This window comes from Streptomyces sp. NPDC089919, assembly GCF_040684615.1.
Taxonomy (GTDB): Bacteria; Actinomycetota; Actinomycetes; order Streptomycetales; family Streptomycetaceae; genus Streptomyces.
Window position 1 is genome coordinate 23,334 of the sequence record NZ_JBFBGK010000019.1, and the last position, 26,381, is coordinate 49,714.

Annotated in this window: 22 protein-coding genes; 9 read left to right on the forward strand and 13 right to left on the reverse strand. The window is 73.2% G+C overall.

Annotation, left to right across the window (positions count from 1 at the left end; all coding sequences use genetic code 11):
* Window positions 1-76: 76 nt before the first annotated feature.
* Complete coding sequence (locus AB0O40_RS11110; protein ID WP_365038237.1) at window positions 77-724, reverse strand: biliverdin-producing heme oxygenase; 648 nt, start codon at window positions 722-724, stop codon at window positions 77-79.
* Between the two features lie 135 nt (window positions 725-859).
* Window positions 860-1,717, reverse strand: a complete 858-nt coding sequence (gene map / locus AB0O40_RS11115) for a type I methionyl aminopeptidase (protein WP_365038240.1) — start codon at window positions 1,715-1,717, stop codon at window positions 860-862.
* Window positions 1,718-1,774: 57 nt separating this feature from the next.
* Here map and AB0O40_RS11120 point away from each other — a divergent pair, with 57 nt between their 5' ends.
* Window positions 1,775-2,011 (forward strand): hypothetical protein, encoded by a 237-nt coding sequence (locus AB0O40_RS11120; RefSeq protein WP_365038243.1) that lies wholly within the window; start codon window positions 1,775-1,777, stop codon window positions 2,009-2,011.
* A gap of 373 nt (window positions 2,012-2,384) precedes the next feature.
* On the opposite strand, the gene AB0O40_RS11125 is transcribed toward AB0O40_RS11120, so the two are convergent.
* Window positions 2,385-2,987: a hypothetical protein gene (locus tag AB0O40_RS11125; protein WP_365038246.1), complete on the reverse strand. Its 603-nt coding sequence runs from the start codon at window positions 2,985-2,987 to the stop codon at window positions 2,385-2,387.
* 85 nt (window positions 2,988-3,072) lie between these two features.
* On the opposite strand from AB0O40_RS11125, the gene npdG reads away from it, so the two are divergent.
* Entirely contained in the window at window positions 3,073-3,819 is a 747-nt protein-coding gene (gene npdG / locus AB0O40_RS11130) for an NADPH-dependent F420 reductase (RefSeq protein WP_365038249.1), read from the forward strand.
* 100 nt (window positions 3,820-3,919) lie between these two features.
* Window positions 3,920-4,102, forward strand: a complete 183-nt coding sequence (locus AB0O40_RS11135; protein WP_365038252.1) for a hypothetical protein — start codon at window positions 3,920-3,922, stop codon at window positions 4,100-4,102.
* A gap of 9 nt (window positions 4,103-4,111) precedes the next feature.
* Here the strand turns inward: AB0O40_RS11135 and AB0O40_RS11140 are convergent, their stop codons facing one another.
* The gene (locus AB0O40_RS11140) at window positions 4,112-4,912 is read right to left on the reverse strand and encodes a site-2 protease family protein (RefSeq protein ID WP_365038255.1); all 801 of its coding nucleotides are present in this window, start codon (window positions 4,910-4,912) and stop codon (window positions 4,112-4,114) included.
* 208 nt (window positions 4,913-5,120) lie between these two features.
* Between AB0O40_RS11140 and AB0O40_RS11145 the strand changes: the two genes are divergently transcribed.
* Window positions 5,121-8,600 (forward strand): BTAD domain-containing putative transcriptional regulator, encoded by a 3,480-nt coding sequence (locus AB0O40_RS11145; RefSeq protein ID WP_365038258.1) that lies wholly within the window; start codon window positions 5,121-5,123, stop codon window positions 8,598-8,600.
* A gap of 95 nt (window positions 8,601-8,695) precedes the next feature.
* Here AB0O40_RS11145 and AB0O40_RS11150 read toward each other — a convergent pair whose 3' ends face one another.
* From AB0O40_RS11150 to panB, 3 genes are all read right to left on the reverse strand, one after another.
* Window positions 8,696-9,556 carry an ABC transporter permease gene (locus AB0O40_RS11150; protein WP_365038261.1) on the reverse strand — a complete coding sequence of 287 codons (861 nt, stop codon included), beginning with the start codon at window positions 9,554-9,556 and terminating at the stop codon, window positions 8,696-8,698.
* A complete protein-coding gene (locus AB0O40_RS11155) occupies window positions 9,553-10,575 on the reverse strand; it encodes an ATP-binding cassette domain-containing protein (protein WP_365038264.1) in 1,023 nt (340 codons plus the stop codon). Before AB0O40_RS11155 ends, AB0O40_RS11150 begins: the two co-directional genes overlap by 4 nt.
* Before the next feature lie 160 nt (window positions 10,576-10,735).
* Window positions 10,736-11,587 carry a 3-methyl-2-oxobutanoate hydroxymethyltransferase gene (gene panB / locus AB0O40_RS11160; protein ID WP_365038268.1) on the reverse strand — a complete coding sequence of 284 codons (852 nt, stop codon included), beginning with the start codon at window positions 11,585-11,587 and terminating at the stop codon, window positions 10,736-10,738.
* Between the two features lie 328 nt (window positions 11,588-11,915).
* Between panB and AB0O40_RS11165 the strand changes: the two genes are divergently transcribed.
* Window positions 11,916-12,938, forward strand: coding sequence for an endonuclease/exonuclease/phosphatase family protein (locus AB0O40_RS11165; RefSeq protein ID WP_365038270.1), 1,023 nt, complete (start codon window positions 11,916-11,918; stop codon window positions 12,936-12,938).
* 61 nt (window positions 12,939-12,999) lie between these two features.
* Here AB0O40_RS11165 and AB0O40_RS11170 read toward each other — a convergent pair whose 3' ends face one another.
* Window positions 13,000-14,751 (reverse strand): NAD+ synthase, encoded by a 1,752-nt coding sequence (locus tag AB0O40_RS11170; protein ID WP_365038273.1) that lies wholly within the window; start codon window positions 14,749-14,751, stop codon window positions 13,000-13,002.
* A gap of 117 nt (window positions 14,752-14,868) precedes the next feature.
* Between AB0O40_RS11170 and AB0O40_RS11175 the strand changes: the two genes are divergently transcribed.
* Both AB0O40_RS11175 and AB0O40_RS11180 read left to right on the forward strand, forming a co-directional pair.
* Window positions 14,869-15,549, forward strand: a complete 681-nt coding sequence (locus tag AB0O40_RS11175; RefSeq protein ID WP_365038276.1) for a DUF998 domain-containing protein — start codon at window positions 14,869-14,871, stop codon at window positions 15,547-15,549.
* A gap of 23 nt (window positions 15,550-15,572) precedes the next feature.
* Complete coding sequence (locus AB0O40_RS11180; RefSeq protein ID WP_365038279.1) at window positions 15,573-16,454, forward strand: alpha/beta hydrolase; 882 nt, start codon at window positions 15,573-15,575, stop codon at window positions 16,452-16,454.
* 3 nt (window positions 16,455-16,457) lie between these two features.
* Here the strand turns inward: AB0O40_RS11180 and AB0O40_RS11185 are convergent, their stop codons facing one another.
* The 3 genes from AB0O40_RS11185 to AB0O40_RS11195 form a co-directional block, all read right to left on the reverse strand.
* Window positions 16,458-17,138 carry a DUF305 domain-containing protein gene (locus tag AB0O40_RS11185; RefSeq protein ID WP_365038282.1) on the reverse strand — a complete coding sequence of 227 codons (681 nt, stop codon included), beginning with the start codon at window positions 17,136-17,138 and terminating at the stop codon, window positions 16,458-16,460.
* Window positions 17,135-17,794 (reverse strand): DUF3105 domain-containing protein, encoded by a 660-nt coding sequence (locus tag AB0O40_RS11190; protein WP_365038285.1) that lies wholly within the window; start codon window positions 17,792-17,794, stop codon window positions 17,135-17,137. Before AB0O40_RS11190 ends, AB0O40_RS11185 begins: the two co-directional genes overlap by 4 nt.
* 72 nt (window positions 17,795-17,866) lie before the next feature.
* Window positions 17,867-18,283, reverse strand: coding sequence for a hypothetical protein (locus AB0O40_RS11195; RefSeq protein WP_365038287.1), 417 nt, complete (start codon window positions 18,281-18,283; stop codon window positions 17,867-17,869).
* Between the two features lie 163 nt (window positions 18,284-18,446).
* Between AB0O40_RS11195 and AB0O40_RS11200 the strand changes: the two genes are divergently transcribed.
* The gene (locus AB0O40_RS11200; protein WP_365038290.1) at window positions 18,447-19,808 is read left to right on the forward strand and encodes a glutamine synthetase family protein; all 1,362 of its coding nucleotides are present in this window, start codon (window positions 18,447-18,449) and stop codon (window positions 19,806-19,808) included.
* Between the two features lie 109 nt (window positions 19,809-19,917).
* Window positions 19,918-20,928, forward strand: coding sequence for a hypothetical protein (locus AB0O40_RS11205; protein WP_365038293.1), 1,011 nt, complete (start codon window positions 19,918-19,920; stop codon window positions 20,926-20,928).
* On the opposite strand, the gene AB0O40_RS11210 is transcribed toward AB0O40_RS11205, so the two are convergent.
* Both AB0O40_RS11210 and AB0O40_RS11215 read right to left on the reverse strand, forming a co-directional pair.
* Complete coding sequence (locus tag AB0O40_RS11210; RefSeq protein WP_365038296.1) at window positions 20,925-23,207, reverse strand: restriction endonuclease; 2,283 nt, start codon at window positions 23,205-23,207, stop codon at window positions 20,925-20,927. The genes AB0O40_RS11205 and AB0O40_RS11210 overlap by 4 nt on opposite strands.
* Window positions 23,208-23,213: 6 nt before the next feature.
* A complete protein-coding gene (locus AB0O40_RS11215; protein WP_365038299.1) occupies window positions 23,214-26,201 on the reverse strand; it encodes a bifunctional [glutamine synthetase] adenylyltransferase/[glutamine synthetase]-adenylyl-L-tyrosine phosphorylase in 2,988 nt (995 codons plus the stop codon).
* Between the last annotated feature and the right edge of the window lie 180 nt (window positions 26,202-26,381).

The window sequence follows — 26,381 nt, forward strand, 5'->3', positions numbered from 1 at the left end:
CGTGTGAGACGGCCGTCTGGGGCGGACGTATGTACATGACGGCCGTCTGGGGCGGACGTGTGTACAGGACGGCTGTTCAGGCGGTCAGCGGGAACTGCTCCGACAGCTCGCGGAAGATCGCGCCGTTGAAGGCGAAGGCCCGCCGGCACTCGTCGACGATCCGCTGCTTCTCCAGGTCGTCCACCGCGATGGTGTCCAGCAGCTCGCGGTACTCCCGCTTGAAGGCGGCCGGGTTGGCTATCTCCTCGAAGACGTAGAACCGCACGCCGTCGCCCTTGCGCGCGAAGCCCCAGACCCGCTCGGCCCGGTCCCGGATGATCTGCCCGCCCGAGAGGTCGCCGAGGTAGCGGGTGTAGTGGTGGGCGACGTAACCGCCCGGCCAGCGCCGGGCGCACTCCGCGACCCGCTCGGCGTACCCGGCGGTGGCCGGCAGCGCGGCCAGCCCGGCGCGCCAGTCCGGCCCGCGCAGGTGCGCCAGGTCCCGCTCCAGCGCGGCCACCCGCATCAGCTCCGGGCGGATGAAGGGGCCCGCCACCGGATCGGAGCGCAGGGCCTGCGCCGCGTCCTCCAGGGCCCGGTACACGAACCAGAGCTGCTCGGTGTAGCGCGCGTACGCCGCCACCCCGAGCCGGCCGCCGAGCAGGTCGGCCATGAACGGCGAGGTCTCGGCCTCGGTGTGCTGGGTCTGCGAGGCGGTGCGGATGAGGGTGGCGAAGCTGTCCACGACGGACCTCCGGGGAGCCGACGACGGGCGGGCGGGTGACTCGGCCGTGCGACCCCCGCGCGAGCCGTGCCGCGCGACGGGAGCCCGAGTCACCCTTTCCCGACGCCCTGTCGGTAAAACGCTTCCTCCGCCACGCTACGGCAGCGTCAGGATCTCCGCACCGGTTGCGGTGACCACCAGGGTGTGCTCGAACTGGGCGGTCCGCTTGCGGTCCTTGGTGACCACGGTCCAGCCGTCCGCCCACATGTCGTACTCGTGGGTGCCCAGGGTCAGCATCGGCTCGATGGTGAAGGTCATGCCGGGCTGGATGAGGGTGGTGGCGTGCGGGCTGTCGTAGTGCGGCACGATCAGGCCGGAGTGGAAGGACGAGTTGATGCCGTGGCCGGTGAAGTCGCGGACCACGCCGTAGCCGAAGCGCTTGGCGTACGACTCGATGACCCGGCCGATGATGTTGATCTGGCGGCCCGGCTTCACGGCCTTGATGGCCCGCTCCAGGGACTCGCGGGTGCGGTCCACCAGCAGGCGGGACTCCTCGTCCACCTCGCCGCACAGGTAGGTGGCGTTGTTGTCGCCGTGCACGCCGCCGATGTAGGCGGTCACGTCCAGGTTCACGATGTCGCCGTCGCGCAGCACCGTCGAGTCCGGGATGCCGTGGCAGATGACCTCGTTGACCGAGGCACACAGGGACTTGGGGAAGCCGCGGTAGCCCAGGGTCGAGGGGTAGGCGCCGTGGTCGCACATGTACTCGTGGGCGACCCGGTCGAGCTCGTCGGTGGTCACCCCCGGCGCGATCAGCTTCGCGGCCTCGCCCATCGCCTGGGCGGCGATGCGGCCGGCGATCCGCATGGCCTCGATCGTTTCGGCGGTCTGCACCTCGGGCCCCTTGTACGGGGTCGGCGCGGGCTTGCCGACGTACTCGGGACGCCGGATGTTGCCGGGGACGGAACGGGTGGGGGAGAGCTCCCCTGGGACGAGCAGCGACTGGGCGGACATGCAAGCGAGTGTATCGAGCGGGGATCGGGCAGCATGGCGGCAGAGAGAGGAGCTGCGATGGCCGTGTTCAAGAAGCGCCAGGTGGGCAAGCCGGGCGAGTGGTTCTACTGCCTGGTCCACCAGAAGGTCGAGGAGGGGCCCGAATGCCCCGCCAAGGACCGCTTCGGCCCCTACCCCACCCGCGAGGAAGCCGCCCACGCCATGGAAACCGCCCGCGAGCGGAACCTCGAATGGCAGAACGACCCCAAATGGAACGACAAGAGCGGGGACCCGGAGGGGGAGGCGGGGGCGTAGGTCTGGCCCACCACGACCTGGGCCCGGCGGTCTCCTTGTCCGGCCTTGCCGTGCCCCTCCCAGCCTCGCCGGCGATTGAGGCGCGGGGGTCCGGGGGCGGCGCCCCACGGTTTCGGGAAGGGGCGGGGTGGGGCTGGCTCCGCGCAGCGGCCACTCCCACGGCGGGCGGTCGGGATGTGCGGGTCCCCGCGCCGCTTGACGGGGGCGGCCTGCAGGCCCTGCGGCAGGCCCACCCCTGGGACTTCGCGGCTTCGCCGTCGCCTTCGGCGATCCCAGGCCCGGGCCTGCCTCCGGCCCAGCCTGCCACCCCCGTCAAGCGGCGCTCCCCGCACATCCCGACCGCCCGCGGCCACGCGAAGAGGGCAAGGGGGCTTCACCAGCGGCTGGGCGGGGGCGCAGTCAATTGGTCCGCGAGGCGGGAGAGGCGGTCACGGAACCGCCGCGGCGTCCGCTGGACCGGCATGCTGTTCTCCCCGGCCGCCGCACTCACCAGGTGCTGGACGGTGTCCAGGTCCAGCCCCGCCCCGGCCGGTACGGACAGCACGTCGTGGGCCAGCGCGCCCAGCTCGCGGGCCCCGCCGGACAGGCTCAGGACGGTCGCCCCCGCCCGCCGCGCGTCGTGGACGCGTTCCAGCAGGCCGCCGTCCGGCTCCTCCGGCGCCACCACCAGCAGCGTCTCCCCGCGGCCGGCCGCCTCCAGGCGGCCCAGGCCCACCGACAGGTGCGGCGGGGCGTCCGGCGCGACCCGGTGGCGCACCAGCGTCGGCGCCAGTTCCGGCAGGCCCGACCAGGCGGCCTCGTCGACCAGGTGCGCGGCCAGGTGCCAGGGCTCGTACTGCTCCGTACCGACCAGCAGCAGCCCGCCGCCGGCCGGTACCAGCGAGGTCCGCAGGGCCACCGCGAACCGGCGGGCGGCCCCCGGCCACTCGGTTCCGGCAAGGACCTCGCGCAGCAGCGCGACCCGTACGGCATCCATGAAGCGGCATGATGCCGCACACATCGGACGGGCGGGAGGCGTTGTTGCCCCCTCACCCGTTCGGCAGCATCGGTATGGTCGGCGCATGACTTCCTCCGACAGCGTTCAGCCCGCAGGTCAGGCCCCTGCGGACGCCCCCGCCAAGGCCCCGAAGGCTCCCGCCCGGGACCCGTGGGACCTGCCCGACGTCTCAGGCCTGACCGTCGGCGTCCTCGGCGGTACCGGCGACCAGGGCCGGGGCCTGGCGTACCGGTTCGCCCGGGCCGGCCAGAAGGTGATCATCGGGTCCCGGGCCGCCGAGCGGGCCGAGTCCGCCGCGGCCGAGCTGGGCCTGGGCGTCGAGGGCGCGGACAACGCCGACTGCGCCCGGCGCAGCGACGTGGTGATCATCGCGGTGCCGTGGGACGGCCACGCCAAGACCCTGGAGTCCCTGCGCGAGGAGCTCGCCGGCAAGCTGGTGATCGACTGCGTCAACCCGCTCGGCTTCGACAAGCAGGGCGCCTACGCCCTCAAGCCCGAGGAGGGCAGCGCCGCCCAGCAGGCCGCCGCCCTGCTGCCGGACTCCCGGGTGACCGCGGCCTTCCACCACCTGTCGGCGGTCCTGCTCCAGGACGAGTCGGTGGCGGAGATCGACACCGACGTGATGGTGCTGGGCGAGGCCCGCGCCGACACCGACCTGGTGCAGGCCCTGACCGCCCGGATCCCCGGGATGCGGGGCGTCTTCGCCGGCCGGCTGCGCAACGCCCACCAGGTCGAGTCGCTGGTGGCGAACCTGATCTCGGTGAACCGCCGCTACAAGGCCCACGCGGGCCTGCGGGTCACGGACGTCTGAGCCCTGACGGAACCCTCGTACGGGCCCTTACGGAACCATTGCGGGGCATGGGGGACACTGGACGCGCAGCACATCCGCCGTCCTCGAGGAGCCTTCCCCCATGCCCCGTCTCGCCGTCTTCGCCCTCGTCGTCTGCGTCCTGGCCGTGGCCGCGGCCGCGGTCGCCTTCAAGGACGGCAGCTTCCTCGGCATCATCTGGGTGATGCTGGCCGGCGTCTCGTCGAACATCGCCTGGTTCTACCTGCGCAAGGCCAAGCTGGCCAAGGCCGCCAAGCGGGTCTGAGCCGGCGGCTCAGCCGACGGGCCCGCAGACGTACTCGTCCGGCGACCGCCAGAACTGGTACAGCTCCCGGCCGCAGTAGGACTCCAGCTCGCTCACCCCGAGGGCCTGCATGAGGTGGTGGACGGCGCCGAAGAAGACGTCGTTCACCTCCGGGATCCACAGCACCACGAAGACCGCGAAGAGGCCGTACGGCGCGTACGGCTCGATCTGCCGCTTGACGCCGTACGACAGCCAGGGCTCGATCACCCCGTAGCCGTCCAGCCCCGGTACCGGCAGGAAGTTCAGGATCGCCGCGGTGATCTGGAGCAGCGCCAGGAAGCCCAGCGCGTAGCGGAAGACCAGCGGCACCCCGTCCAGCGCGTGCAGCCAGAACGGCGCCGTGCACACGACCGCGAAGAGCGCGTTCGCCAGCGGGCCGGCCGCCGAGATCAGGCTGTGCTTCCAACGGCCCCGGATCCGGTTCCGCTCGATGAAGACCGCGCCGCCGGGCAGACCGATGCCGCCCATGATCACGAAGACCACCGGCAGCACGATGCTCAGCAGGGCGTGCGTGTACTTCAGCGGATTGAGCGTCAGATAGCCCTTGGCGCCCACCGAGATGTCCCCGCCGTGCAGGGCCGTGCGGGCGTGCGCGTACTCGTGCAGGCAGAGCGAGACCACCCACGCCGAGGTCACGAAGAGGAACACCGCGAAGCCGGCACTGGCCCCGTAGCCGTCCCACACCGCCCACCCGGTGACCGCCATGACGGCGAGGATCCCGAGGAAGACGGGACTCACCCGTCGGTCGCTACGGCGGATCGGCGTGGCCATGCTGCTCCCGGTGACGTGTTCCTGGCACTGCCCCCCGACGCGCGCCGGAGGAGGCTCCGACCGTACTGGTGGAGACCGGCCGGCCGTGCGCGGGGGTGCGGCGATCCGGATTCCGGTGGAGGGCAGGTCCTCGAGCTGGACTCGGGGCGGTTCATGCGGATCTGAGGCGGGCGGTGGAGGTGGTCGGGGGAGCAGGGACAATGGGCGGGTGCGTTACGGGATTCTCGGCACCACCCAGGTAGTACGCGACGACGGGACGCCCGTCGCCGTGGGCGGCGCACGGCTGCGCGCGCTGCTGTCGGCGCTGGCGCTGCGCGCCGGGCGGACCGTACCGGCGGCCACGCTGATCGGCGAGGTGTGGGACGGCGACCCGCCCGCCGACGCGGTCGGCGCCCTCCAGGCGCTGGTCGGCCGGCTGCGGCGGACCCTCGGGCACACCACGGTCGACTCGGCGCAGGGCGGTTACCGGCTGGTGGCGGCCCGGGACGCGGTCGACGCCTTCCGCTTCGAGCGGCTGGTCGCGGAGGCGGCCGGGCAGCCCGACCCGGCGCGCTCGGGCGCGCTCTACGAGCAGGCCCTCGGGCTGTGGCGGGGACCGGCCCTGGCGGACCTGCCCGACCGGTCGGCGCAGGCCGCCCGGTGGGAGACCGTACGGCTGGACGCCCGCCGCGGCGCCTTCGCCGCGGACCTGGCGCTGGGCCGGGCCGAGCGGGCCCTGCCGGACCTGACCGCGCTGTGCGCCGACCACCCGCTGGACGAGCCCCTGCAGGCCCTGCGGATCCGCGCGCTGCGCGACGCCGGCCGGTCCGCGGAGGCGCTGGCCGCCTACGAGTCCGTCCGCCGGGACCTCGCCGACCGCCTCGGCACCGATCCGGGCCCGCCGCTGCGCGCGGTCCACGCCGAACTCCTGAACCCGGCCCCGGCGCCCGCGCCCCGCGCGGAGCAGCCCGCCCCCGCCCCGGCCGCGCCCGCCGACGGCGCGGGCGCCCGCCCCGAGGGCCTGGGCGGCACGATGGGGGCCGGCTGGTCCGGCGGCGGCCCCTCGGTCTTCCCGCACTGCTCCGCCGCCGCCCCGGAGGACTTCGAGGAGGCGCCGCTCGCGGCGCCCGCCCCGGCCCCCGTCACCGTGGCCACCCGGGACCGGATCCAGGTCCCCGGCAACCTCCGCGCCCGGCTGACCACCTTCGTCGGCCGGGCCGAGGACATCGGCGTCATCGGCCAGGACCTGGCCCGGGCGCGGCTGGTGACCCTGCTCGGCCCGGGCGGCGCCGGCAAGACCCGGCTCTCCCAGGAGGCCGCCGAGACCGCCGGCATCGGCGACCGCTGGCCCGACGGGGTGTGGCTGGCCGAGCTGGCCCCGGTCGACGACCCGGAGGACGTGCCCGAGGCCGTCCTCTCGGCCCTCGGCGCCCGCGAGACCAAGCTGCGCGGCGCCGCCGCCGAGGAACTGCGCGTCATGACCGACCGCACCGGCGACGACCCGCTGGCCCGGCTGGCCGAGCACTGCTCCCGCCGCCGGATGCTGCTGCTCCTCGACAACTGCGAGCACGTCGTCGAGGCGGCCGCCCGCCTGGCCGAGGACCTGCTGGCCCGCTGCCCGGGCGTGCAGATCCTCGCCACCAGCCGCGAACCCCTGGGCGTGCCGGGGGAGTCGCTGCGCCCGGTCGAGCCGCTGCCGGACCCGATGGCCCTGCGGCTGCTCGCCGACCGCGGCGCCGCCGCCCGGCCCGGCTTCACCCTCGAGGACGACGCGGCCGCCGCCGCCGAGATCTGCCGCCGCTTGGACGGCCTGCCGCTGGCCATCGAACTGGCCGCCGCCCGGCTGCGGTTGCTCACCCCCCGGCAGATCGCCGACCGGCTCGACGACCGCTTCCGGCTGCTGACCAGCGGCGCCCGCACCGTCCTGCCCCGCCAGCAGACCCTGCGGGCCGTCGTCGACTGGTCCTGGGACCTGCTCGACGCCCCCGAACGCGCCGTGCTGCGCCGGCTGTCGGTGTTCGCCGGCGGCTGCGACCTCGAAGCCGCCGAGGCCGTCTGCGCCGGACCGGCCGACGGCCTCGACGTGCCCGACGTCCTCGGCTCGCTGGTCGACAAGTCGCTGGTGGTGGCCGCCGCCGACGGCCGGGGCGAGATGCGCTACCGGCTGCTGGAGACCGTCGCCGAGTACGCCGCCGAACGCCTCGCCGAGGCCGACGGGGACCGGGGGGCCACCGAGCGCCGCCACCTCGTCCACTACCGCGAACTGGCCCGGGGCCACGACGCCCTGCTGCGCAGCAGGGAGCAGCGCGCCGCCCTGGCCCGGCTCAGCGCCGAGTACGAGAACCTGCGCACCGCCCTGCGCCGGGCCGCCGCCGCCCGGGACGAGCAGGAGATGCTCTGCCTGATCCACGGCCTGGCCTGGTACTGGCAGATGCGCGACCTGCGCACCGAGTCCGGCCACTGGGCCGAGGCGGCCATCGCCCTGGGCCCCGAGGCCTTCCCGGCCCCGCTGCGGCCGGCGCCGCCCGTCCACGAGCGGGTCACCGACGTGCAGCCGCCGCTCACCGGCGAACTGCTCGCCGAGGCCCGGCGCGGCATCCGCCTGATCCAACTGGCCTCCCGGGACCAGACGTACGAGCACTGGCACGCCCCCGCCGCCCGGGAGCTGGTCGAGGCCGTGGTGGCCACCTACCGGCCGGGCCTGCCGCAGACCTGCCGCACCCCCGGCGCGCTGTGGATCTACGCCGTGATGCTGGCCGGGGACCCGCAGCGGCTGCGCGACACCATCGACGCCACCGTCGAGAGCTGCCGGGCCTTCGGCTACCGCTGGGAGCTGGCCAGCGCCCTCCAGCTGCGCGCCAACGTCCTGGCCAACCGCACCGACTGGGCCGGCGACGCCTCCCGCGACGCCGAGGAGAGCCTGGAGATCTACACGGACCTGGGCGACGACTGGGGCGCCGCCGAGGCGCTGTCCGCCCGGGGTGAGGCGCGCGAGCAGTGCGGGCGGTTCACCGAGGCCGCGGCCGACTTCCGGGAGGCCGTCGAGTACGCCCGCCGGCTGGGCGCCGAGGCCCAGGTGGCGCTGTTGCGGGTGCGGCTGGCGGGGGTGCTCGCCGAGGACTCCGAGGAGAGCGGTTTCGCCGAGGCCCATGAGATCCTGAGCGACGTCGCCGCCGCGGGGCAGCACGCCGGCTCCGAGGCCATGCCGGCGGCCCGGATGTTCCTCGCCATGCTGCTCGGCCGGACCGGCAAGACCGCCGAGGCCCGCGCCCAACTCATGCAGCTGCGCAAGGAGTTCTCGTACGGCGCGTTCGCCGTCTTCGACGGGATCGTGATCGGCCTGCTGGCCTGGCTGGACAACGCCGACGGCCGGTACGAGGAAGCCCTGGAGCTGCTGCGCGAGGCGCTGAGCAAGGCGGGGGACCCGCTGGCCCTGATGGTGATCCCGCAGATGGCGGCCGTCCACCTGATGACGGCGGCCGGCGCCCGGGCCGGGCTGGGCGGTCCCGCCAACGCCGCCGACGCGGCCCGGCTGCTGGGCACGTACGCCGCGCTGCTGCCGCCCGGCCACTTCGCCGCGGCCATGGAGCGCGAGGGCCGGGACCGGGCGACCGAGCTGGCCCGGGCCGAACTGGGCGCGGCCGCCTTCGAGGCGGCGTACGCCGAAGGCGGCGGCCTCACCCTGGAGGAGGCCACCGCCCTCGTCTGATCCGGCGTCCGGGACGCGATCCGGGTGCCGGACCAGATCCTGTCGCCGTCGGTACCGGGGCAGCCCCCGTACCCCCGCCCCGGTACCGGGGCGGGTCAGGTCTTCTTGCGGAACTTCGACACCGCCAGCGGTGCCGTGACCGCGGTGATCAGCACGGACCAGCCCAGGGTCATCCACACGGAGTGGGCGAGCGAGCCGCCTTCGCCGTTGATGAGGATGCGGGCCGCGTCGGCCAGGTTGGACAAGGGGTTGTAGTCCGTGAACGCCTGGAGCCAGCCGGGCATCGTGGACGGCGGGGCGAAGATCGAGCTGCCGAACTGGAGCGGCATCAGCACGAGCATCGCGACTCCCTGGACCGCCTGGGCCGTCTTCATGGTCAGGCCCAGCAGGATGAAGATCCACATCAGCGAGGCGCCGAAGACCATCGACAGGCCGATGGCGGCGAAGAGGTGCAGCACCGAGGTCTTGACGTCCAGGCCCAGCAGGAAGCCCATGCCCAGCAGGATGCCGGTGGCGACCATCATGCGGCCGATCTCGACCACGATCTTGGCGATGAGGACCGAGGAGCGGGCGATCGGCATGGACCGGAAGCGGTCCATCACGCCCTTCTTGAAGTCGTCGTTGACGCCGGTGCCCACCGCCATGGCGATGTTCATGCCCATCATCGCCATCATGCCGGGCACGACGTAGTTGACGTACGCGTCGTTGTTGCCCTTGCCGGAGATCGCGCCGCCGAAGACGTACACGAACAGCAGGATGAAGATGATGGGCATCAGCACGGCGTCGAACATCGACTCCGGGTCCGCCTTGATCTGCAGGGCGTTGCGGCGGGCCAGGGCCGCGATGTGGCGCAGGTTGCCGCGCAGGCCGATCCGGCCCTCGGCGGCGACCGGCGCGCTCGCGGGGCCGCCGGGGGCCGCGTCGCGGGCCGGCGCGGTGGTGGTGCTGGTGCTCATGCCGCGACCTCCTCGGTCTGCTCGGTGGGGGCGGCGTCCTGGGGGGTCGCCTTGTGGCCGGTGATGGCGAGGAAGACCTCGTCCAGGCTGGGCAGGTAGGTGCTCAGGTCGGCGATGCCGTACCCGCGGGCGGCCAGCAGGCCCACCACGGCGGTCAGCTGCTCGTCCGAGAGGATCGGCACCAGCAGCACGCCCTCGTCGGGCACGGCCTGGGAGCCGGCGATGCCGTCGAGGCCGGCCTCGGCCAGCGCGCGGGCCATCGCGGGCAGGTCGGCGGCGTCGGCCGGGCGGATGCGCAGCGTGCGGCCGCCCACCCGGGCCTTGAGCTCGTCCACCTTGCCGTTGGCGATGACCTTGCCGCGGTCGATCACGGTCAGCTCGTTGGCCAGCTGCTCGGCCTCTTCCATGTACTGGGTGGTGAGCAGGACCGTGGCGCCCTCGGCGACCATTCGCTGGACCTCGTCCCAGACCTCGTTGCGGGTGCGGGGGTCGAGGCCGGTGGTCGGCTCGTCCAGGTAGAGGACCGCCGGCCGGCCGATCATGGAGGCGGCCAGGTCGAGGCGGCGGCGCATGCCGCCGGAGTAGGTGCCGGCCACCCGCTTGCCGGCGTCGGTCAGGGAGAACCGCTCCAGCATCTCGTCGGCCCGGCTTCGGGCGTCCTTGCGGGAGAGGTCCAGCAGCCGGCCGATCATGTAGAGGTTCTCCCAGCCGGAGAGCTTCTCGTCGACCGAGGCGTACTGGCCGGTCAGGCCGATGGTGCGGCGGAGCTGGCGGGGCTGGCGGACCACGTCGTAGCCGGCCACGACGGCGGTGCCGGCGTCCGGTACGAGGAGCGTGGACAGGCAGCGCACGAGGGTGGTCTTGCCGGCGCCGTTGGGGCCCAGTACGCCGAGCACGGTGCCCTCGCGCACGTCCAGGTCGACCCCGTCCAGGGCCTTGGTCTCACCGAAGTGCTTGACCAGCCCCCGCACCTCCACGGCGTGGCCGCCGCGCTGGGGGTTCTTGTCGATTCGCGTCATGCCCCTATAGGACCAGCCACCACCGACAACGCCCCGACAGAGTGCCGACGCCGGCCCGGTACCGGCCCCGGAACGCGACGGTCCGCCGACAGATCGCCGACGGACCGCCGACAGGGAGGCCCCGGGGCCTCACCGTCCGGGCATCAGGGGAACCCGGGCATCAGTGGAAGGAGTGCTCCTCCTGCGGGAAGGACCCGCCGACCACGTCGTCCAGGAACGCCTTGGCCGCGTCGCCCATGGTCTGGCGCAGGTTGGCGTACTGCTTCACGAACCGCGGCAGCTTGCCCGCGGTCAGGCCCATCATGTCGGTCCACACCAGCACCTGCGCGTCGCACTCCGAGCCGGCGCCGATGCCGACCGTCGGGATGTGCAGCGAGCGGGTGACCTCGGCGGCCAGCTCGGCCGGGACCAGCTCCAGGACCACCGCGAAGGCGCCCGCGTCCTGCGCGGCCTTGGCGTCGCGCAGCAGCCGGTGGGCGGCCTCGTCGCCGCGGCCCTGCACCCGGTAGCCCATGGCGTTCACGGACTGGGGGGTCAGGCCCAGGTGGGACATGACGGGGATGCCGGCCTGCACGATCAGCTCGGTCTGGGCCAGCGAGCGCTCGCCGCCCTCCAGCTTCACGGCGTGCACCCCGGCCTCCTTGACCAGCCGGGTGGCGCTGCGCAGGGCCTGGACCGGGCCCTCCTGGTACGAGCCGAAGGGCAGGTCGCCCACGATCAGGGAGCGCTTGGTGCCCCGGACCACGGCCGCGGACAGCAGGGTCATCTCGTCCATCGTGACCGGGACGGTGGTGTCGTAGCCGAGGTGGCAGTTGCCCATCGAGTCCCCGACCAGGATCACCGGGATGCCGGCCTCGTCGAAGACGGAGGCGGTCATCGCGTCGTAGGCGGTGAGCATCGGCCACTTCTCGCCGCGCTCCTTGGCCCCGGTCAGGTCACGGACGGTGATGCGGCGGTTGCCCTTGCCTCCGTACAGGGAGGTCTCCCGGGCAGGCGTAACGGCATGCGTCATTGCAACTGCTCCTTGTGTCATCTCGAGGCGCCCTCACGGCGTCCCCGGACTCACCCCCCATGGTGGCATCACCGAGGGGGGAGGCGAAAGTGGGACGGGCCCGCCCCCTGCCAGGCGGTCCGGGCGCGCTCCGGCGGTCCTCCGGGACCGGTTCGCACGGATGACGGGAGGCCGCGAATATGCGCGTTTCGTTACAAGCGGAACGGCTCGGGCCGCCCGCCCCGTCCTTGTGGCCGTACGGCCGTCCAGGACGGCACGGAACGCGGCGATCATCGCCTAGGGTCAAGGGGCGGGGTCGGTGCGCGAGCAAGGCAGTGAGGACGTGGGCATGGCACAGGCGTACATGACGGAGACGGGGAACGGCGGCTCGGAGCCCGAGCGCACCGGAACCCGCTTCCGGCGCCGCTTGTCCGAACTGCGCCGGGATCCTGGCATCTGGCGGCGCGGCAAGGTCACGGCGGCCGTGGCGGTGCTGATCGCACTGGTGATGATCTTCCACGCGGACCTGCCCAACCGGGTGGGCAACACCGGCAGCCTGATCGAGACCTTCCTGCCCTGGCTGGGCCTGCTGGTGCCGGTGCTGCTGGTGATCGCGATCTGGCGGACCTCCGCCACCGCCCTGATCGCCATAGCGCTGGCCGCGGGCGTCTGGCTCAACCTCTTCGGCGGCCTGGTCACCGACAAGTCGGGGGCCGGCGGCAACCTGATGGTCGTCACGCACAACGTCGACGCCGACAACCCCGACCAGCGCGGCACCGCCGCCAAGATCGCTGCCTCCGGCGCCGACGTGCTGGCCCTGACCGAGCTGAAGGCCAGCGCCGTCCCGGTCTACGAGGGCGTGCTCGCCGCGACGTACAAGTACCACCGGGTCGAGGGCACGGTCGGGGTCTGGAGCAAGTACCCGCTCAGCGACACCAAGCCCGTGGACATACGGCTCGGCTGGACCCGCGCCATGCGCACCACCGTGCACAGCAAGGAGGGCCCGATCGGCGTCTACGTCGCCCACCTGCCCTCGGTCCGGGTCAAGCTCAAGGCCGGTTTCACCGCCAACCAGCGCGACAACAGCGCCGAGGCGCTGGGCCAGGCGCTCGCCGCCGAGCCGCTGCAGAAGGTCGTCCTGCTCGGCGACCTCAACGGCACGATGAACGACCGCGCGCTGTCCCCGGTCACCTCCCAGATGCGCTCCACCCAGGGCGCGGCGGGCGACGGCTTCGGCTTCAGCTGGCCGGCCGGCTTCCCGATGGCCCGGATCGACCAGATCATGGTCCGGGGCGTCACGCCGGACGCCTCCTGGACCCTGCCGGCCACCGGCAGCGACCACCTTCCGGTGGCGGCCCGGCTGACCGTCTGACCGGCCACGACGTACGAGGAGGGGCCCCGCCGCGGCGGGGCCCCTCCGTGCGTTGCGCGCCCTACGCCCGCTCGCGCCAGCCGTTGGTGATCGGCAGCCGGCGGTCCTTGCCGAAGCCCTTCGCGGAGATCTTGGTGCCCGGCGGGTACTGGCGGCGCTTGTACTCGGCGGTGTCCACCATCCGCAGGGTGCGGGCCACCAGCTCGCGGTCGAAGCCGGCCGCCACGATCTCCTCCAGGCCCTGGTCCCGGTCGACGTACCGCGCCAGGACCGCGTCGAGGATCTCGTAGTCCGGCAGCGAGTCGGTGTCGACCTGACCCGGCCGCAGCTCGGCGCTCGGCGGCTTGTCGATGGAGTTCTCCGGGATCGGCGGCACCTGGCCGCGCTCGGCCGCGGCCCGGTTGCGCCAGCGGGCCAGCGTGAAGACGTCCGACTTGTAGACGTCCTTGATGGGCCCGTACCCGCCGACCGAGTCGCCGTACAGCGTCGAATAGCCCACCGCCAGCTCGGACTTGTTGCCGGGGGCGAGGACCAGGTGGCCCTCCTGGTTCGAAACGGCCATCAGCATGGTGCCGCGCAGCCGGGACTGCAGGTTCTCCTCGGCCAGTCCGGTCAGGCCCAGCGAGCCCATGTAGGCGTCGAACATCGGCTCGATCGGCACGGTGCGCAGGTGCAGCCCGGTCCGCCGGGCCAGCTCGGCCGCGTCCCCCTTGGAGTGCTCGGAGGAGTACCGGGAGGGCATCGAGATGCCGTACACGTTCGCCGCGCCGACCGCGTCGCAGGCGACGGCCGCGACCAGGGCGGAGTCGATGCCCCCGGAGAGGCCGACCAGCACCGAGCGGAAACCGTTCTTCTGCACGTATGCGCGCAGGCCCACGACCAGCGCCGTGTAGACCTCCTCGTCGTCCTCCAGGCGCCCGGCGTAGCCGCCGGTGACCTCCGGCTCGTAGGCCTCGACGGGCTCCTCGGAGAGGACGACCCGGTCGATCCGCAGGCCGTCGTCGACCGTGCCGGTCACCGGCTCGGCGGCCGCGGCCGGCAGCTCCAGGTCGACCAGCACGCAGCCCTCGGAGAACTGCGGGGCCCGGACCACGACCTCGCCGTCCCGGTCCACCACGATGGAGTCCCCGTCGAAGACCAGCTCGTCCTGGCCGCCGGTCATCGCCAGGTAGGCGAGGGTGCAGCCGGCCTCCTGGGCGCGCTTGCGGACCAGTTCGAGCCGCAGGTCGTCCTTGTTGCGCTCGTACGGGGAGGCGTTGACGGACAGCAGGAGCCCGGCGCCGGCGGAGCGGGTGGCCGGCACCCGGCCGCCGTCCTGCCACAGGTCCTCGCAGATGGCGAGCGCCACGTCCACCCCGCGCACCCGCACCACGGGCAGCGTGTCCCCGGGCACGAAGTAGCGGAACTCGTCGAACACGCCGTAGTTGGGCAGGTGGTGCTTGGCGAAGCGGAGCGCGACCGCCCCGCGGTGCAGCACGGCCGCGGCGTTCTGCGGGGCCCCGGCGGGCTGGCCGTAGCGGGCGGCCTTCTCGGAGCGGTCCAGATAGCCGACGAGCACCGGCAGCTCCCCGAACCCTTCGGCCGCCAGCCGCCCGGCCAGCTCGGTCAGGGCGCGGCGGGAGGCGTCGACGAAGGACCCGCGCAGTGCGAGGTCCTCGACGGGGTAGCCGGTCAGCACCATCTCGGGGAACGCCACCAGGTGGGCGCCCTGCTCGGCGGAGTGCCGGGTCCAGTGGACGACCGACTCCGCGTTGGCGGCGATGTCGCCGACGTGCGCATCGATCTGATTCAGTGCGAGGCGAAGTTGAGGCACGCCCGCCAGTCTAATCGTCTTTCTGACGCGATGTCCTGGGCGAGGTGCCTTTCCCGGTCTCCTACGGCACCTTTATTGATCTCCCGCGGAAGGCGTCCGCCTAGGATTGGCCCCACTATGTCCACAAAAGGCATGCGGCTGCAGGCCGCCCTCCTCGGCCTCGGCGCACTGACCTACACCGCCTGGCTGCTGGAGGTCGTGTTCTCCACCGGCCTGGACCCGGTACAGACGTACGTGAGCGAACTGGCCGCCGAGGACCAGCCGCTCGGCGGCCTCTTCCGGGCCACCGACTTCACGGCCGGACTGCTGGTCTTCGCCGGGGCGCTCCTCGCCCTGGTCCGGCAGGCCCGCCGGGACCCGCGCCGCTGGGCCCTGGCCGGCTGGGCGGGGCTGACCCTCTTCGGGGCCGCCACCGCCGCGGACGCCTGGCTGCCGCTGAGCTGCGCGCCCACCGCGGACCCCGTCTGCGCGGCCCGGGAGACCGCCGGGCTGGTACCGGCCACCCACCAGGCGCACGCCATCAGCAGCAGCCTCGCCATGGCCGGGGCGCTCGCCGGGGTGGTGGCGCTGACCGTGGCCGCCCGCCGGTACGGCTGGTGGCCCCCGTTGGCCCGCACCGGCCCGGCCCTGGTCGTCCTCGAACTCGCCGCCACCGTCTGGACCCTGGGCGCCGTCGCCGCCTTCACCGCGGGCCGGGGCACCTGGGCGCTGGGCGCCGGCCAGCGGCTCCAGGTCCTCTTCGTGGCCCTGTGGCTGCTCACCCTGGCCTGGTCGACGGCGCGGGAGCGGCGGGCGTGAGGGGTGGGGGCGGGGGCGGGCACGTGGCCGGTACGTCCGGCGCGCCCGGCGTCCGTACGTCCGGCGCGCCCGGGGCCTTCGTACGGGTCCGGGGCGGGCCCGTGCACGTGCTCGTCGAGGGCGCCGGGCCGGCCGTGGTGCTCACCGCGGGGCTGGGCCTGGGCTGGTTCGACTGGGACGAGGTGGTCCCGCTGCTCACCCCGCACCGCACCGTCCTGCGCTTCGACCGGCCCGGGCACGGCCTGAGCGCCCCCGCGGCCGTGCCGCCCACCTGTGCGGGCGAGGCCGACCGGATCCGGGTCCTGCTCGACCGGCTCGGCCTCGGCCCCGCCACCGTCGTCGGCCACTCGCTGGCCGGCTTCCACGCCGAGGCCTTCGTACGCCGGTATCCCGGGCTGGCGGCCGGCCTGGTGCTGCTGGACGCCAGCGTCGAGGAGCGGCCCCGGGCCGGCGCCGCCGCCGGGCTGCCGGCCCTGCGCACGGCCGTGCACACGCTGGCCGCCCGGGGCCTGGGCGCGCTGGCCGCGGCCGCGGGGGCGCCCGCCGCCCTCGGCCCCGCGCTGCGCCGCGCCGCGGTCCGGCCCGACCGGGCCACCCCCGAACAGGCGCACTGCTACCGCACGAGCCGGGTCTGGCGCGGCGTCCTGCTGGAGAACGCCCGCTACCGCGCGATGGCCGACGAACTGCTCGCCCTGCGGGCCCGCCGCCCGCTGCCGCCCGGCCTGCCGGTCACCGTCCTGGCCGCGTACGACGGCCGGGCCCTGGGCCCGGGGCTGCGCTGGCTGGCCCGGCAGGCGGCGCTGGCCGACACCCTCGGCGCCCGCTTCGAGGTGGCCGAACCCGCCGGCCACCTGGTGATGCACGACCGCCCGCGCCAGGTGGCGCGGGCGGTCCTGGACTGCTGAGCCTCACGCGGCCGGTGCGCCCCGCTCCTTGAGCATGTCGGCCATCAGCTCGAGCTCGGACTGCTGGGCCGCCACCATGCCCGCCGCCAGGTCCTTCTCGACCCCGGTCCGGCACAGCCGCGCGCAGCCCTTGGCCATCGCGACGCCGCCCTTGTGGTGGTCGGTCATCAGCTGGAGGTAGAGCACCTCGGCCGCCTTGCCGGAGGCCTTGCGGAGCCGGTCGAGCTGGGCCGCGGTGGCCATGCCCGGCATCAGGGCGCCGCCGGGCTTCACGTGCTCCATGCCGGGCATGTCGGCCATGCCGTCCATCCCCTCCATGTCGTGGCCCGCCCCGCCGCCGTCCCCGCCGGCCATCCAGGCCATCGGCTCGGCCGCCGGGTACGCCTTCGGCAGCCCCCACAGGTCCAGCCAGCCCAGCAGCATCCCGCGCTGGTTGGCCTGGGTGTTGGCGATGTCGTAGGCGAGCCGGCGCACCGCCTCGTCCTGCGTGCGGTCGCGCACGATGAAGGACATCTCCACGGCCTGCTGGTGGTGCACCGCCATGTCCCGGGCGAAGCCCGCGTCCGCGGAGGTCACCGACGGCGTGTCGGAGGAACCGCCCCGGGCGGAGGCGAAGGTGGTGGCGCCCGCCACCAGCAGGGCCAGCACGACCGCCGTGACGGCGGCCCAACGCGTCCGGTTCACTCGCCGGCCACCCCGCCCGTGCAGGCCGCGCCCGGCTCGGGGGTCTGCGGGCCCTGCACGTACTTGGTGAAGAACTTGTCCACCAGCGGGTCGCTCGCGCTGGTCACGGTCAGCTGCTTGCCCCAGGCGCTCAGCATGATCGGGCCGGCCTGCGCGTCGTCCGGGCTCATCAGCGTGTACGGCGTCCTGGCGACCTTCGCGGCCAGCTTCTCGACGTCGCCCTTGGCGGCCTTGCCGGTGTACGTCACCCAGACGGCGCCGTGCTCCAGGGAGTGGACGGCGTTCTCGTTGCGCACCGGCTTCTTGTAGACCGCGCCGTTGCAGTCCATCCAGACCGGGTTGTGGTCCCCGCCGACCGGGGGCGTCATCTTGTACGTGACGGGCGTGGTGACGTGCTTGCGGCCGAGGGTCTTCGGGTCCCAGCTCTTCTCGCCGGTGATGACCTGGGCCTCGTCCTTCTTGTCCTTCTCCTTGGTGACGAGGTACGCGCCGGCGCCGCCGATACCGGCCACCAGCAGCACGGACAGGCTGATGACGAGGATCTTGTTGCGGCGCTCGCGGGAGGCCTCGGCGCGCCGCATCTCGGCTATGCGGGCCTGGCGCGAGCCGTCGGCGTGGTCGGCGTTGCGGGAGTTCTTGGGGGCCTTGGTAGCCATGGTGGTTCCCTGTGGTCCTTCTCGATGGGGGTGGGAGTGTCGGTCGTGACGAGCGGGCGTCGTACGCCCCTCTCAGGTCCGCAGCACTTGAAGGACGTGGAGGTCGGGGGCCCGGGCGGGCGGCCCGGCCGGCAGCCGGGGCCCCGGGCGGCGGGCCGGGCCGGCGGCCGGTACGGGCAGCGCCGGCAGCGGCGCGACCGGCGGGGGAGTGGTGAGCACCCCCGGCGTGAGGTGCGAGAACGGCGAGCAGCCGGGCAGCTCGTACGGGCACAGGTAGGCGGCCTGCATCGCGGCCCGGCTGTGCGGGTGGTGCACGGCGGCCGCGGTCTGCACCCCGGGTGCCTCCGCGGTCCCGTACCCGGCCCCGGGTGCCGCGCCCGAGCCGGCCGCGGCACACAGGAAAAGGGCCGCCAGCAGGGTGCCGAGGGCGCACAGCAGCGCGACGGGACGCGTGTCGCGCCCCTGCCCGGTGTCCTGCCCGCCCCCCATGGGCGCAGATGGTAATGCTCATGACGGCTCCACGGTCAGAGCGGGGGTGTCACAGCTCATGCGGGGCCCGTAATGTGGCGGAAACCGCGGGTCGCGATACTGGGTCGGCTCACCGACGCCCGGCTGGTGGTGCACAGGCCGTCTGAACTGCGAGGATGAAGGCATGGACAAGCAGCAGGAATTCGTCCTCCGGACGCTCGAGGAGCGCGACATCCGCTTCGTGCGCCTGTGGTTCACCGACGTGCTCGGCTTCCTGAAGTCGGTCGCCGTCGCGCCCGCCGAACTCGAACAGGCCTTTGACGAGGGCATCGGCTTCGACGGCTCCGCGATCGAGGGCTTCGCCCGCGTCTACGAGTCCGACATGATCGCCAAGCCGGATCCGGGGACCTTCCAGATACTGCCGTGGCGCGCGGAGGCCCCCGGGACGGCCCGGATGTTCTGCGACATCCTGATGCCCGACGGCTCGCCCTCCTTCGCCGACCCGCGCTTCGTCCTCAAGCGGATCCTCGCCAAGACCTCCGACCTGGGCTTCACCTTCTACACCCACCCCGAGATCGAGTTCTTCCTGCTGAAGGACAAGCCGCTGGACGGCACCCGCCCGGTGCCCGCCGACAACTCCGGCTACTTCGACCACACCCCGCAGAACGTCGGCATGGACTTCCGCCGCCAGGCGATCACCATGCTCGAATCGATGGGCATCTCGGTCGAGTTCAGCCACCACGAGGGCGCCCCGGGCCAGCAGGAGATCGACCTGCGGTACGCGGACGCGCTCTCCACGGCCGACAACATCATGACCTTCCGCCTGGTCATGAAGCAGGTCGCGCTGGAGCAGGGCGTCCAGGCCACCTTCATGCCGAAGCCGTTCTCGGAGTACCCGGGCTCGGGCATGCACACCCACCTCTCCCTCTTCGAGGGCGACCGCAACGCCTTCTACGAGTCCGGCGCCGAGTACCAGCTCTCCAAGGTCGGCCGGTCCTTCATCGCGGGCCTGCTCAAGCACGCCGCGGAGACGGCCGCGGTCACCAACCAGTGGGTCAACTCCTACAAGCGCATCTGGGGCGGCTCCTCCCGCACCGCCGGCTCCGGCGGCGAGGCCCCCTCCTACATCTGCTGGGGCCACAACAACCGCTCGGCCCTGATCCGCGTCCCGATGTACAAGCCGGGCAAGACCGGCTCGGCGCGCATCGAGGTCCGCTCCATCGATTCGGGCGCCAACCCCTACCTGACGTACGCCGTCCTCCTGGCCGCCGGCCTCAAGGGCATCGAAGAGGGCTACGAACTCCCCCCGGGCGCCGACGACGACGTCTGGGCCCTCTCCGACGCCGAACGCCGCGCCATGGGCATCGAACCCCTCCCCCAGAACCTCGGCGAAGCCATCTCCCTCATGGAACGCAGCGAACTGGTAGCCGAAACCCTCGGCGAACACGTCTTCGACTTCTTCCTCCGCAACAAGAAGCAGGAATGGGAGGAATACCGCTCCGAGGTAACCGCCTTCGAGCTGCGAAAGAACCTCCCGGTCCTGTAACCGTTCCACCGCTCCCGGGCCGGCCGCCACCCGCCGGCCCGGGCTCGTTGCTGGCGTGAAATCGGGTATCGGCCGGGTGGTTGTCAGCGGGGCCGGTTATCTTCGCCGCATGACGACTCTTGATCTTGTTCCCGGTGTGATCACCACGCGCAAGGCGGTCGCCGAGGCGTACGGCGGTTCGCTCTACAGCGGGATCGTTCCCTCCAAGACCTCGCAGATGGTGTTCGTCTACTCCGATCCGGCCGTCGGCGAGAAGTTCGGCTACACCTTCGACGGACAGGCCGAGGACGACGAGTTCGGGACCTTGTACCTGTACACCGGGGCGGGACCGGTGGGTGATCAGGAGTTCATCCGGGGCAACAAGACGCTGCTCGACACGGTGACGAACGGCCACCCGATCCACCTGTTCGTCGCGCACGGCCGGGTACCGGGGACGCAGGAAACCCGGCAGCGCTACATCGGTCAGGTAGTACTCGATCCGGTAGAGCCCTACCAGGACCGTTGGGTCCCGGTGGGGGACGGCCTGGAAACGCGCCGCATCATCGTCTTCCGCTTCCGCGCCGCTGAAGGCTCAGAGCTGGCGCTGCTTCCTCAGGACGCGACGAAGCCCGCCACGCACACGACCGTCATCGAACTCTCCCTGGAGCAGCAGCTGGCGAAGCTGCCGACCCAGACGGGCGCCAAGGCCAAGAAGACCGAGCAGCACAGCACCCCGGAGACGGTTGCGAACATCGTCGGTGGCACCCGCAAGGTGATCCGCCGCGAAGGCCAGCTGGTCAAGGCCTTCGAGTCCCACCTCGAAGAGGCCGGCCACTCCTTCAAGACCTTCCAGATCACCATCGAGGGGGAGGCGGCCGCCCTCACGCCAGACGTGTACGACGAGACCGACCACGTGCTGTACGAAGCCAAGGGGCAGACCACCCGCAGCAACGTGCGCATGGCGATCGGGCAGCTGGCGGACTACCGCCGGCATCTCAAGAAGGCGGAGAAGCTGCGGGTTGCGGTGCTGCTGCCGGAAGAACCGACGGCTGATGTGAAGGACCTGCTCGCCGCTCAGAAGATCGCCCTGGTCTACCAGACCGAGGACGGGTTCGAGGGGTTCCCGCTGCAGAGCAGTTAGTCCGGCTCGGCCTCCGGCCGGGGCAGGGTGCTCATCATGGTGGCCACGGCTGCGATTTCGGCTGGGGTCGGGAAAGGCTGATGGGGGGACGGTGCGGGGGTGGGGCGGGTGCGGTGCGCCTGGGTGGCTTCGCCGTGGCGCTGCTCCTCCGCCAGATGTACCTCGATCTCCGCCGCCCGCCACGTCTCCTCGCTGACGATCTCCAGCGTCCAGCAGTAGTCGATGATGTCCCGCATCTCGGCGAGGTCGTGGCGCCGGAAGGCATCGGGGTCCGCCCAGCTTGCGACGGCCTGCCGTGCGTAGTCGTCCGTGCGCCGGTCGACCTCGTCGGCGGCCAGGGGCGCCCGGGTTTCCGGGGCGATCTCGGCCAGTTGTTGGAGGACCATCCATGCCGAGCGCAGGAAGTCCCAGTCGGACAGGTCCTCGCAGACCTCGGTGATCACCTGCTCGACCATCTCGGGCAGGAAGGCCCGCCGCAGCGAGCCCTCCTCGGCCGATGACATGCGCTTCACGAGGGCCACGACGCAGTCGGCGTCGTACCAGTCGCGCGCGTACCGGCGGTCGAGTGCGATCTGCCAGCCCAGTTCACTGAGGGGCGGGACGGAGAGCCGTTCGCCGAACTCGATGAAGAACAGGGCCCGGTGCAGGGCTGGTTCCTGCCCCTGGCGGATCGCCGCGCGGGCGGCGATCGTGAGGACGTCCGCGTGCCGGGTCAGGAGTCCGGCCAGCTGCTCGCCGTTGCGCGCGGTCAGCATCGCGGAGAGGGTTCTGAACTGCTCGTAGAGCCGGATGCACGAGAGGAGCGAGGCGATCTCGTCCGGGTCGGCGGCGACGGCATCCCTGAGGTAGTCGCGGATCGAGGGGTTGTGGAGCTCGATGGAGACGCCCTCGGGGGTGCGGCGGGTGCGCAGGAGCGTGCCGTCCAGGATCGCCAGGGACGTGCGGAAGGACCGGGACGGGCGGCCCGCGGCCGTCCACTGTGCGAGCAGCGTCTCGTGCCGGACCGGCTTCGTGAAGGTGAACGCCAGCCGTAGCAGCGCCACGTCGGATGCGCTCAGCTGGTGGGTGACGATGTGGTGCCAGACGCGGCTGGGGTCGTCCAGGTTGTCCGCCAGCTCGCGGGCGAGGCCGGGGGCCGCGGAGCCGAAGGCGGCACGCTCCGCGATGGTGGCGGCGATGACCCGGGGGTTGAAGTTGGGGTGGCGGACGATCGGTTCGTAGACGGTGCGGTCGGCGAAGGGGGACTTCTCGGCGTCCGGGAGGGCGGCGGCCGCAAGGTGGTTGTAGAGGATCGAGGCGCGGGCGCGGTAGGTGTACTCGCCGATGTCCAGGACGCAGGTCAGCGGGTCGAAGCGCTGCTGGTCCAGGCGTTCGTAGCGCTGTTTCGCCTGGGCGAGGATGTACTCGCGGGTGGTCAGGAGGAAGCGTTTGCCCGGGGAGCGGGAGACCCGGTCCATCAGGGACAGCAGCCGGGCGTCCTCGTTCTTGCCCAGCTTCTCGCCGAGGGTGGTCTGGCCGAGGAAGTCGTCGTAGTGGAAGAGCTGCGGCCGGCCCTCGTCCCAGAGGGAGTTGGCCTCGTCCGCGTCCTGCGAGATCTCCACGACCTCGTACCCCTGGCTCGCGTACTGCGCGCACAGGACGTGGGCGAGGGTGGTCTTGCCGACGCCGGGGGCACCCGCCACCACGCAGACGCGGCGGTCCTCGAGGACGCCCACCGCCCGGTCCCTGCTGCCGGTCTCCGCGTACGTCCGCAGGGTCTCGGCGACCCGGTCCAGGAGGGCCTGGGAGCGGGTGGCGATGCGCTGGGAGAGCAGGGCGCTCAGGACCGAGGCGCTGGTGAGCCAGAGCCGCAGGTGCCGCCGGACCACGTGCTCGTGCTTGCGTAACAGGGCGTCGAGCTCTCGCCGGCCGTAGACGTCGCCCGGCGAGAGCGCGTACGGCCGCAGGAGCCCGTAGAGCTCGTCCTTCCTGGCCGGCGTCAGGTCCACCGAGGTGGCCAGGACGTACCGCCCCGGGGAGAGGCGGGCCACCTTCGGGGCCTCCGTCGTGCGCACGTGTCTGATCAGTGCCGCCCCGCCCGACGTCGCCCAGTACTTGCACTGGATCACCAGCGCCGGGCCGTCGCCCTTCAGGTACCGCAGGTCCACACCCCCGTCGGGGCCCGCCGCGAAGATCTCCAACGGGTGCCCGAACTCCGCCTCGAAGAGGTCCTTGCAGACCGCCTCGAAGTCGAAGTCCGTCAGCTTCTCAAGATCGAACGACTCCGCCCGTCCCCCCACCCCCCCTCACCCCCCGTAGAAGCGTTCCTCGACGACGGCGCGGGCTCGGCGGGTTACTCGGCGGTAGTCGTCGATCATTTCGCCGGCTCGGCCTTCGGGGTAGCCGAGGTAGCGGGCGACGGCGGCGACCTCGCGGGCGTCGGAGGGGAAGGTGTCGCCGGCGCGGCCGCGGACCAGCATGACGGCGTTGCGGACGCGGGTGGCCAGGACCCAGGCCTCGTCGAGGATCTGGGCCTCCTCGGTGGGCAGCAGGCCGGCCGCGTGGGCGGCGGCGAGGGCGCGGCGGGTGCGGGTGGTGCGCAGGCCCGGCTCGGCCCAGCCGTGCTGCATCTGGAGGAGCTGGACCGTCCACTCCACGTCGCTCAGCCCGCCCCGGCCCAGCTTCGTGTGCAGGGTCGGGTCGGCGCCCCGGGGCATCCGCTCGGACTCCATCCGGGCCTTGAGGCGGCGGATCTCGCGGACGTCGTCCTCGTGCAGCCCCTCCACCGGGTAGCGCAGCGGGTCGATCAGCTCGATGAAGCGGCCGCCGAGCTCCCGGTCGCCCGCCACCGGCTCGGCCCGCAGCAGCGCCTGGCTCTCCCAGACCAGGGACCAGCGCCGGTAGTACGCCGCGTACGAGCCCAGGGTGCGCACCAGCGGCCCGCTGCGGCCCTCCGGCCGCAGGTCGGCGTCGATGAGGAGGGGCGGGTCGGCGGTGGGCAGCTGGAGCAGCCGGCGCATCTCCGCGATCACGGCCTGCGCGGCCTTGGCGGCCTCCTGCTCGTCCACCCCCTCGCGCGGCTCGTGGACGAAGAGGACGTCCGCGTCCGAGCCGTACGCCAGCTCGTGCCCGCCGAAGCGGCCCATGCCGATCACCGCGAAGCGGGTGGGCAGCTCGTCGCCCCACTGGGCGCGGACCGCCGCCCGCAGCGCGCCGCCCAGGGTGGCGGCGGTGAAGTCGGAGACCGCGTCGCCGACCCGGTCGACCAGGGCGCCGTGGTCCTCCTCGACCGGGTTGTCCTCGGTGCCGTAGGAGTCGATGATGTCCGCCGCGGCGGTACGGAACAGCTCCCGGCGGCGCACCCCGCGGACCACGGCCACCGCGGTCTCGGCGTCGTCGGCCCGGCCCACGGCGGCCAGCACCTCCTGTTCCAGCGCCTCCCGGCCGCGCGGCTTCAGCCCCTCCGGGTCGCCCAGCAGGGCCACCGCCTCGGGCGCGCGCAGCAGCAGGTCCGGGGCGAGCCGGCCGGCGGACAGCACCCGGGCGAGGTTCTCGGCGGCGGCGCCCTCGTCCCGCAGCAGCCGCAGGTACCAGGGCGTCTTGCCGAGGGCGTCGGAGACCTTGCGGAAGCCCAGCAGCCCCGCGTCCGGGTCGGCCGAGTCGGCGAACCAGCCCAGCAGCACCGGCAGCAGGGTCCGCTGGATCGCGGCCTTGCGGGTCACGCCCGAGGCCAGCGCCTCCAGGTGGCGCAGGGCCGCGGCCGGGTCGGCGTACCCGAGGGCCACCAGCCGCTCGCCCGCCGCGGCCGGGCTGAGCCGGATCTCGCCGGGGGCTAGCTGGGCGACCGCGTCCAGCAGCGGGCGGTAGAACAGCTTCTCGTGCAGCCGGCGCACCACCGAGGCGTGCCGCCGCCAGGCCTTGTTCAGCTCGGCCACCGGCTCGGTGCGCAGCCCCAGCGACCGGCCCAGGCGGCGCAGGTCGGCCTCGTCCTCGGGGACCAGGTGGGTGCGGCGCAGCCGGTAGAGCTGGATGCGGTGCTCCATCGCCCGCAGGAACCGGTACGCGTCGCCCAGCTGCGCCGCGTCCGCCCGCCCGACGTATCCCGCGGCGGCCAGCGCCTGGAGCGCGTCGAGGGTGGTGGGGGAGCGCAGGGCGGCGTCGCTGCGGCCGTGCACGAGCTGGAGCAGCTGGACGGCGAACTCCACGTCCCGCAGTCCGCCGGGGCCCAGCTTGAGCTCGCGGTGCACCTCGGCGGCGGGGATGTTGTCGACCACCCGGCGGCGCATCTGCTGCACGTCGGGGACGAAGTTGTCCCGCTCGGCCGCCTGCCACACCAGAGGCGTTATGGCCGAAATGTACGCTTCGCCCAGCTCGGCGTCCCCGGCCACCGCCCGCGCCTTCAGCAGCGCCTGGAACTCCCAGGTCTTCGCCCACCGCTGGTAGTACGCCAGGTGGGAGGAGAGGGTGCGCACCAGCGGGCCGTTGCGCCCCTCGGGCCGCAGGTTCGCGTCCACCGGCCAGATCGTGCCCTCGACGGTGGTGTCCGAGCAGATCCGCATCAGATGTGCGGCGAGCCTCGTGGCGGCCTGGAGCGCCTTGGCCTCGTCGGCCCCCTCCACCCCCTCCGCCACGAAGATCACGTCCACGTCCGAGACGTAGTTCAGCTCGTGGCCGCCGCACTTGCCCATGGCGATCACCGCGAGCCGGCACTGGGCCGCGTCCGCGGGCTCGGCGGCCGAGGCGATCCGCAGCGCCGCCCGCAGCGTGGCCGTGGCCAGGTCGGCCAGCTCGGCCGCGGTCTGCGCCACGTCGGTGGTCCCGCACACGTCCCGGGCCGCGATCGACAGCAGGCAGCGCCGGTACGCCACCCGCAGCGCGACCGGGTCCGCCGCCCCGGCCAGCCCCGCCTCGAACTCCGCCAGCCCCGGGTGCAGGTCCGCCGCCTCGTAGGTGACCAGGGCCTGCCAGTCCTGCGGGTGCCGGGCGAGGTGGTCGGCCAGCGCCTCGGAGGCGCCCAGCACCCCCAGCAGCCGGTCCCGCAGCGGCTTGGCGGCCAGCAGCGTGGTCAGCAGGGCGGCCCGGCCGTCCGCATCCTGGGCCTCCGCGAGGCGCACCAGCCCCAGTAGGGCAAGATCCGGGTCGGCGACCGCACCCAGCGCGTCGAGCAGCACCGGATCGGTGCGTACCGCGGCCAGCTCCGGGGCGTCCAAGAGACGCCCGGCGGCCGAGGGGTCGGTGAATCCGTGCCGCAGCAGCCGGCTGAACGTACTGCTCCTGCGTCCGGGGACCGTCATCCCGCCGCCTCCGCTTCCTGGCGTCCGCTCCGGCCTGCCCTGCCGGATCCGGGTTCCGAGCGTAGTCGCAGGGGGAGCCGGAGCAGTGCGGTTGGTCACGTCGGGCGGGGCCGCCCGCGGCGGCCGGCCCGGCCCGGGACCCGTGTGCCGCCCGCGCCGCACCCGGCGGGAGGCCGTCCC

Coding starts and splice junctions, on each gene's coding strand:
- AB0O40_RS11135 (WP_365038252.1), top strand. CDS start 3,920: ATGCCCCGTCTCGCCGTCTTCGCCCTCGTCGTCTGCGTCCTGGCCGTG.
- AB0O40_RS11190 (WP_365038285.1), bottom strand. CDS start 17,794: ATGGCTACCAAGGCCCCCAAGAACTCCCGCAACGCCGACCACGCCGAC.
- AB0O40_RS11155 (WP_365038264.1), bottom strand. CDS start 10,575: ATGACGCGAATCGACAAGAACCCCCAGCGCGGCGGCCACGCCGTGGAG.
- AB0O40_RS11215 (WP_365038299.1), bottom strand. CDS start 26,201: ATGACGGTCCCCGGACGCAGGAGCAGTACGTTCAGCCGGCTGCTGCGG.
- AB0O40_RS11165 (WP_365038270.1), top strand. CDS start 11,916: ATGGCACAGGCGTACATGACGGAGACGGGGAACGGCGGCTCGGAGCCC.
- AB0O40_RS11200 (WP_365038290.1), top strand. CDS start 18,447: ATGGACAAGCAGCAGGAATTCGTCCTCCGGACGCTCGAGGAGCGCGAC.
- map (WP_365038240.1), bottom strand. CDS start 1,717: ATGTCCGCCCAGTCGCTGCTCGTCCCAGGGGAGCTCTCCCCCACCCGT.
- AB0O40_RS11195 (WP_365038287.1), bottom strand. CDS start 18,283: ATGGGGGGCGGGCAGGACACCGGGCAGGGGCGCGACACGCGTCCCGTC.
- AB0O40_RS11175 (WP_365038276.1), top strand. CDS start 14,869: ATGTCCACAAAAGGCATGCGGCTGCAGGCCGCCCTCCTCGGCCTCGGC.
- npdG (WP_365038249.1), top strand. CDS start 3,073: ATGACTTCCTCCGACAGCGTTCAGCCCGCAGGTCAGGCCCCTGCGGAC.
- AB0O40_RS11140 (WP_365038255.1), bottom strand. CDS start 4,912: ATGGCCACGCCGATCCGCCGTAGCGACCGACGGGTGAGTCCCGTCTTC.
- AB0O40_RS11120 (WP_365038243.1), top strand. CDS start 1,775: ATGGCCGTGTTCAAGAAGCGCCAGGTGGGCAAGCCGGGCGAGTGGTTC.
- AB0O40_RS11150 (WP_365038261.1), bottom strand. CDS start 9,556: ATGAGCACCAGCACCACCACCGCGCCGGCCCGCGACGCGGCCCCCGGC.
- AB0O40_RS11205 (WP_365038293.1), top strand. CDS start 19,918: ATGACGACTCTTGATCTTGTTCCCGGTGTGATCACCACGCGCAAGGCG.
- panB (WP_365038268.1), bottom strand. CDS start 11,587: ATGACGCATGCCGTTACGCCTGCCCGGGAGACCTCCCTGTACGGAGGC.
- AB0O40_RS11125 (WP_365038246.1), bottom strand. CDS start 2,987: ATGGATGCCGTACGGGTCGCGCTGCTGCGCGAGGTCCTTGCCGGAACC.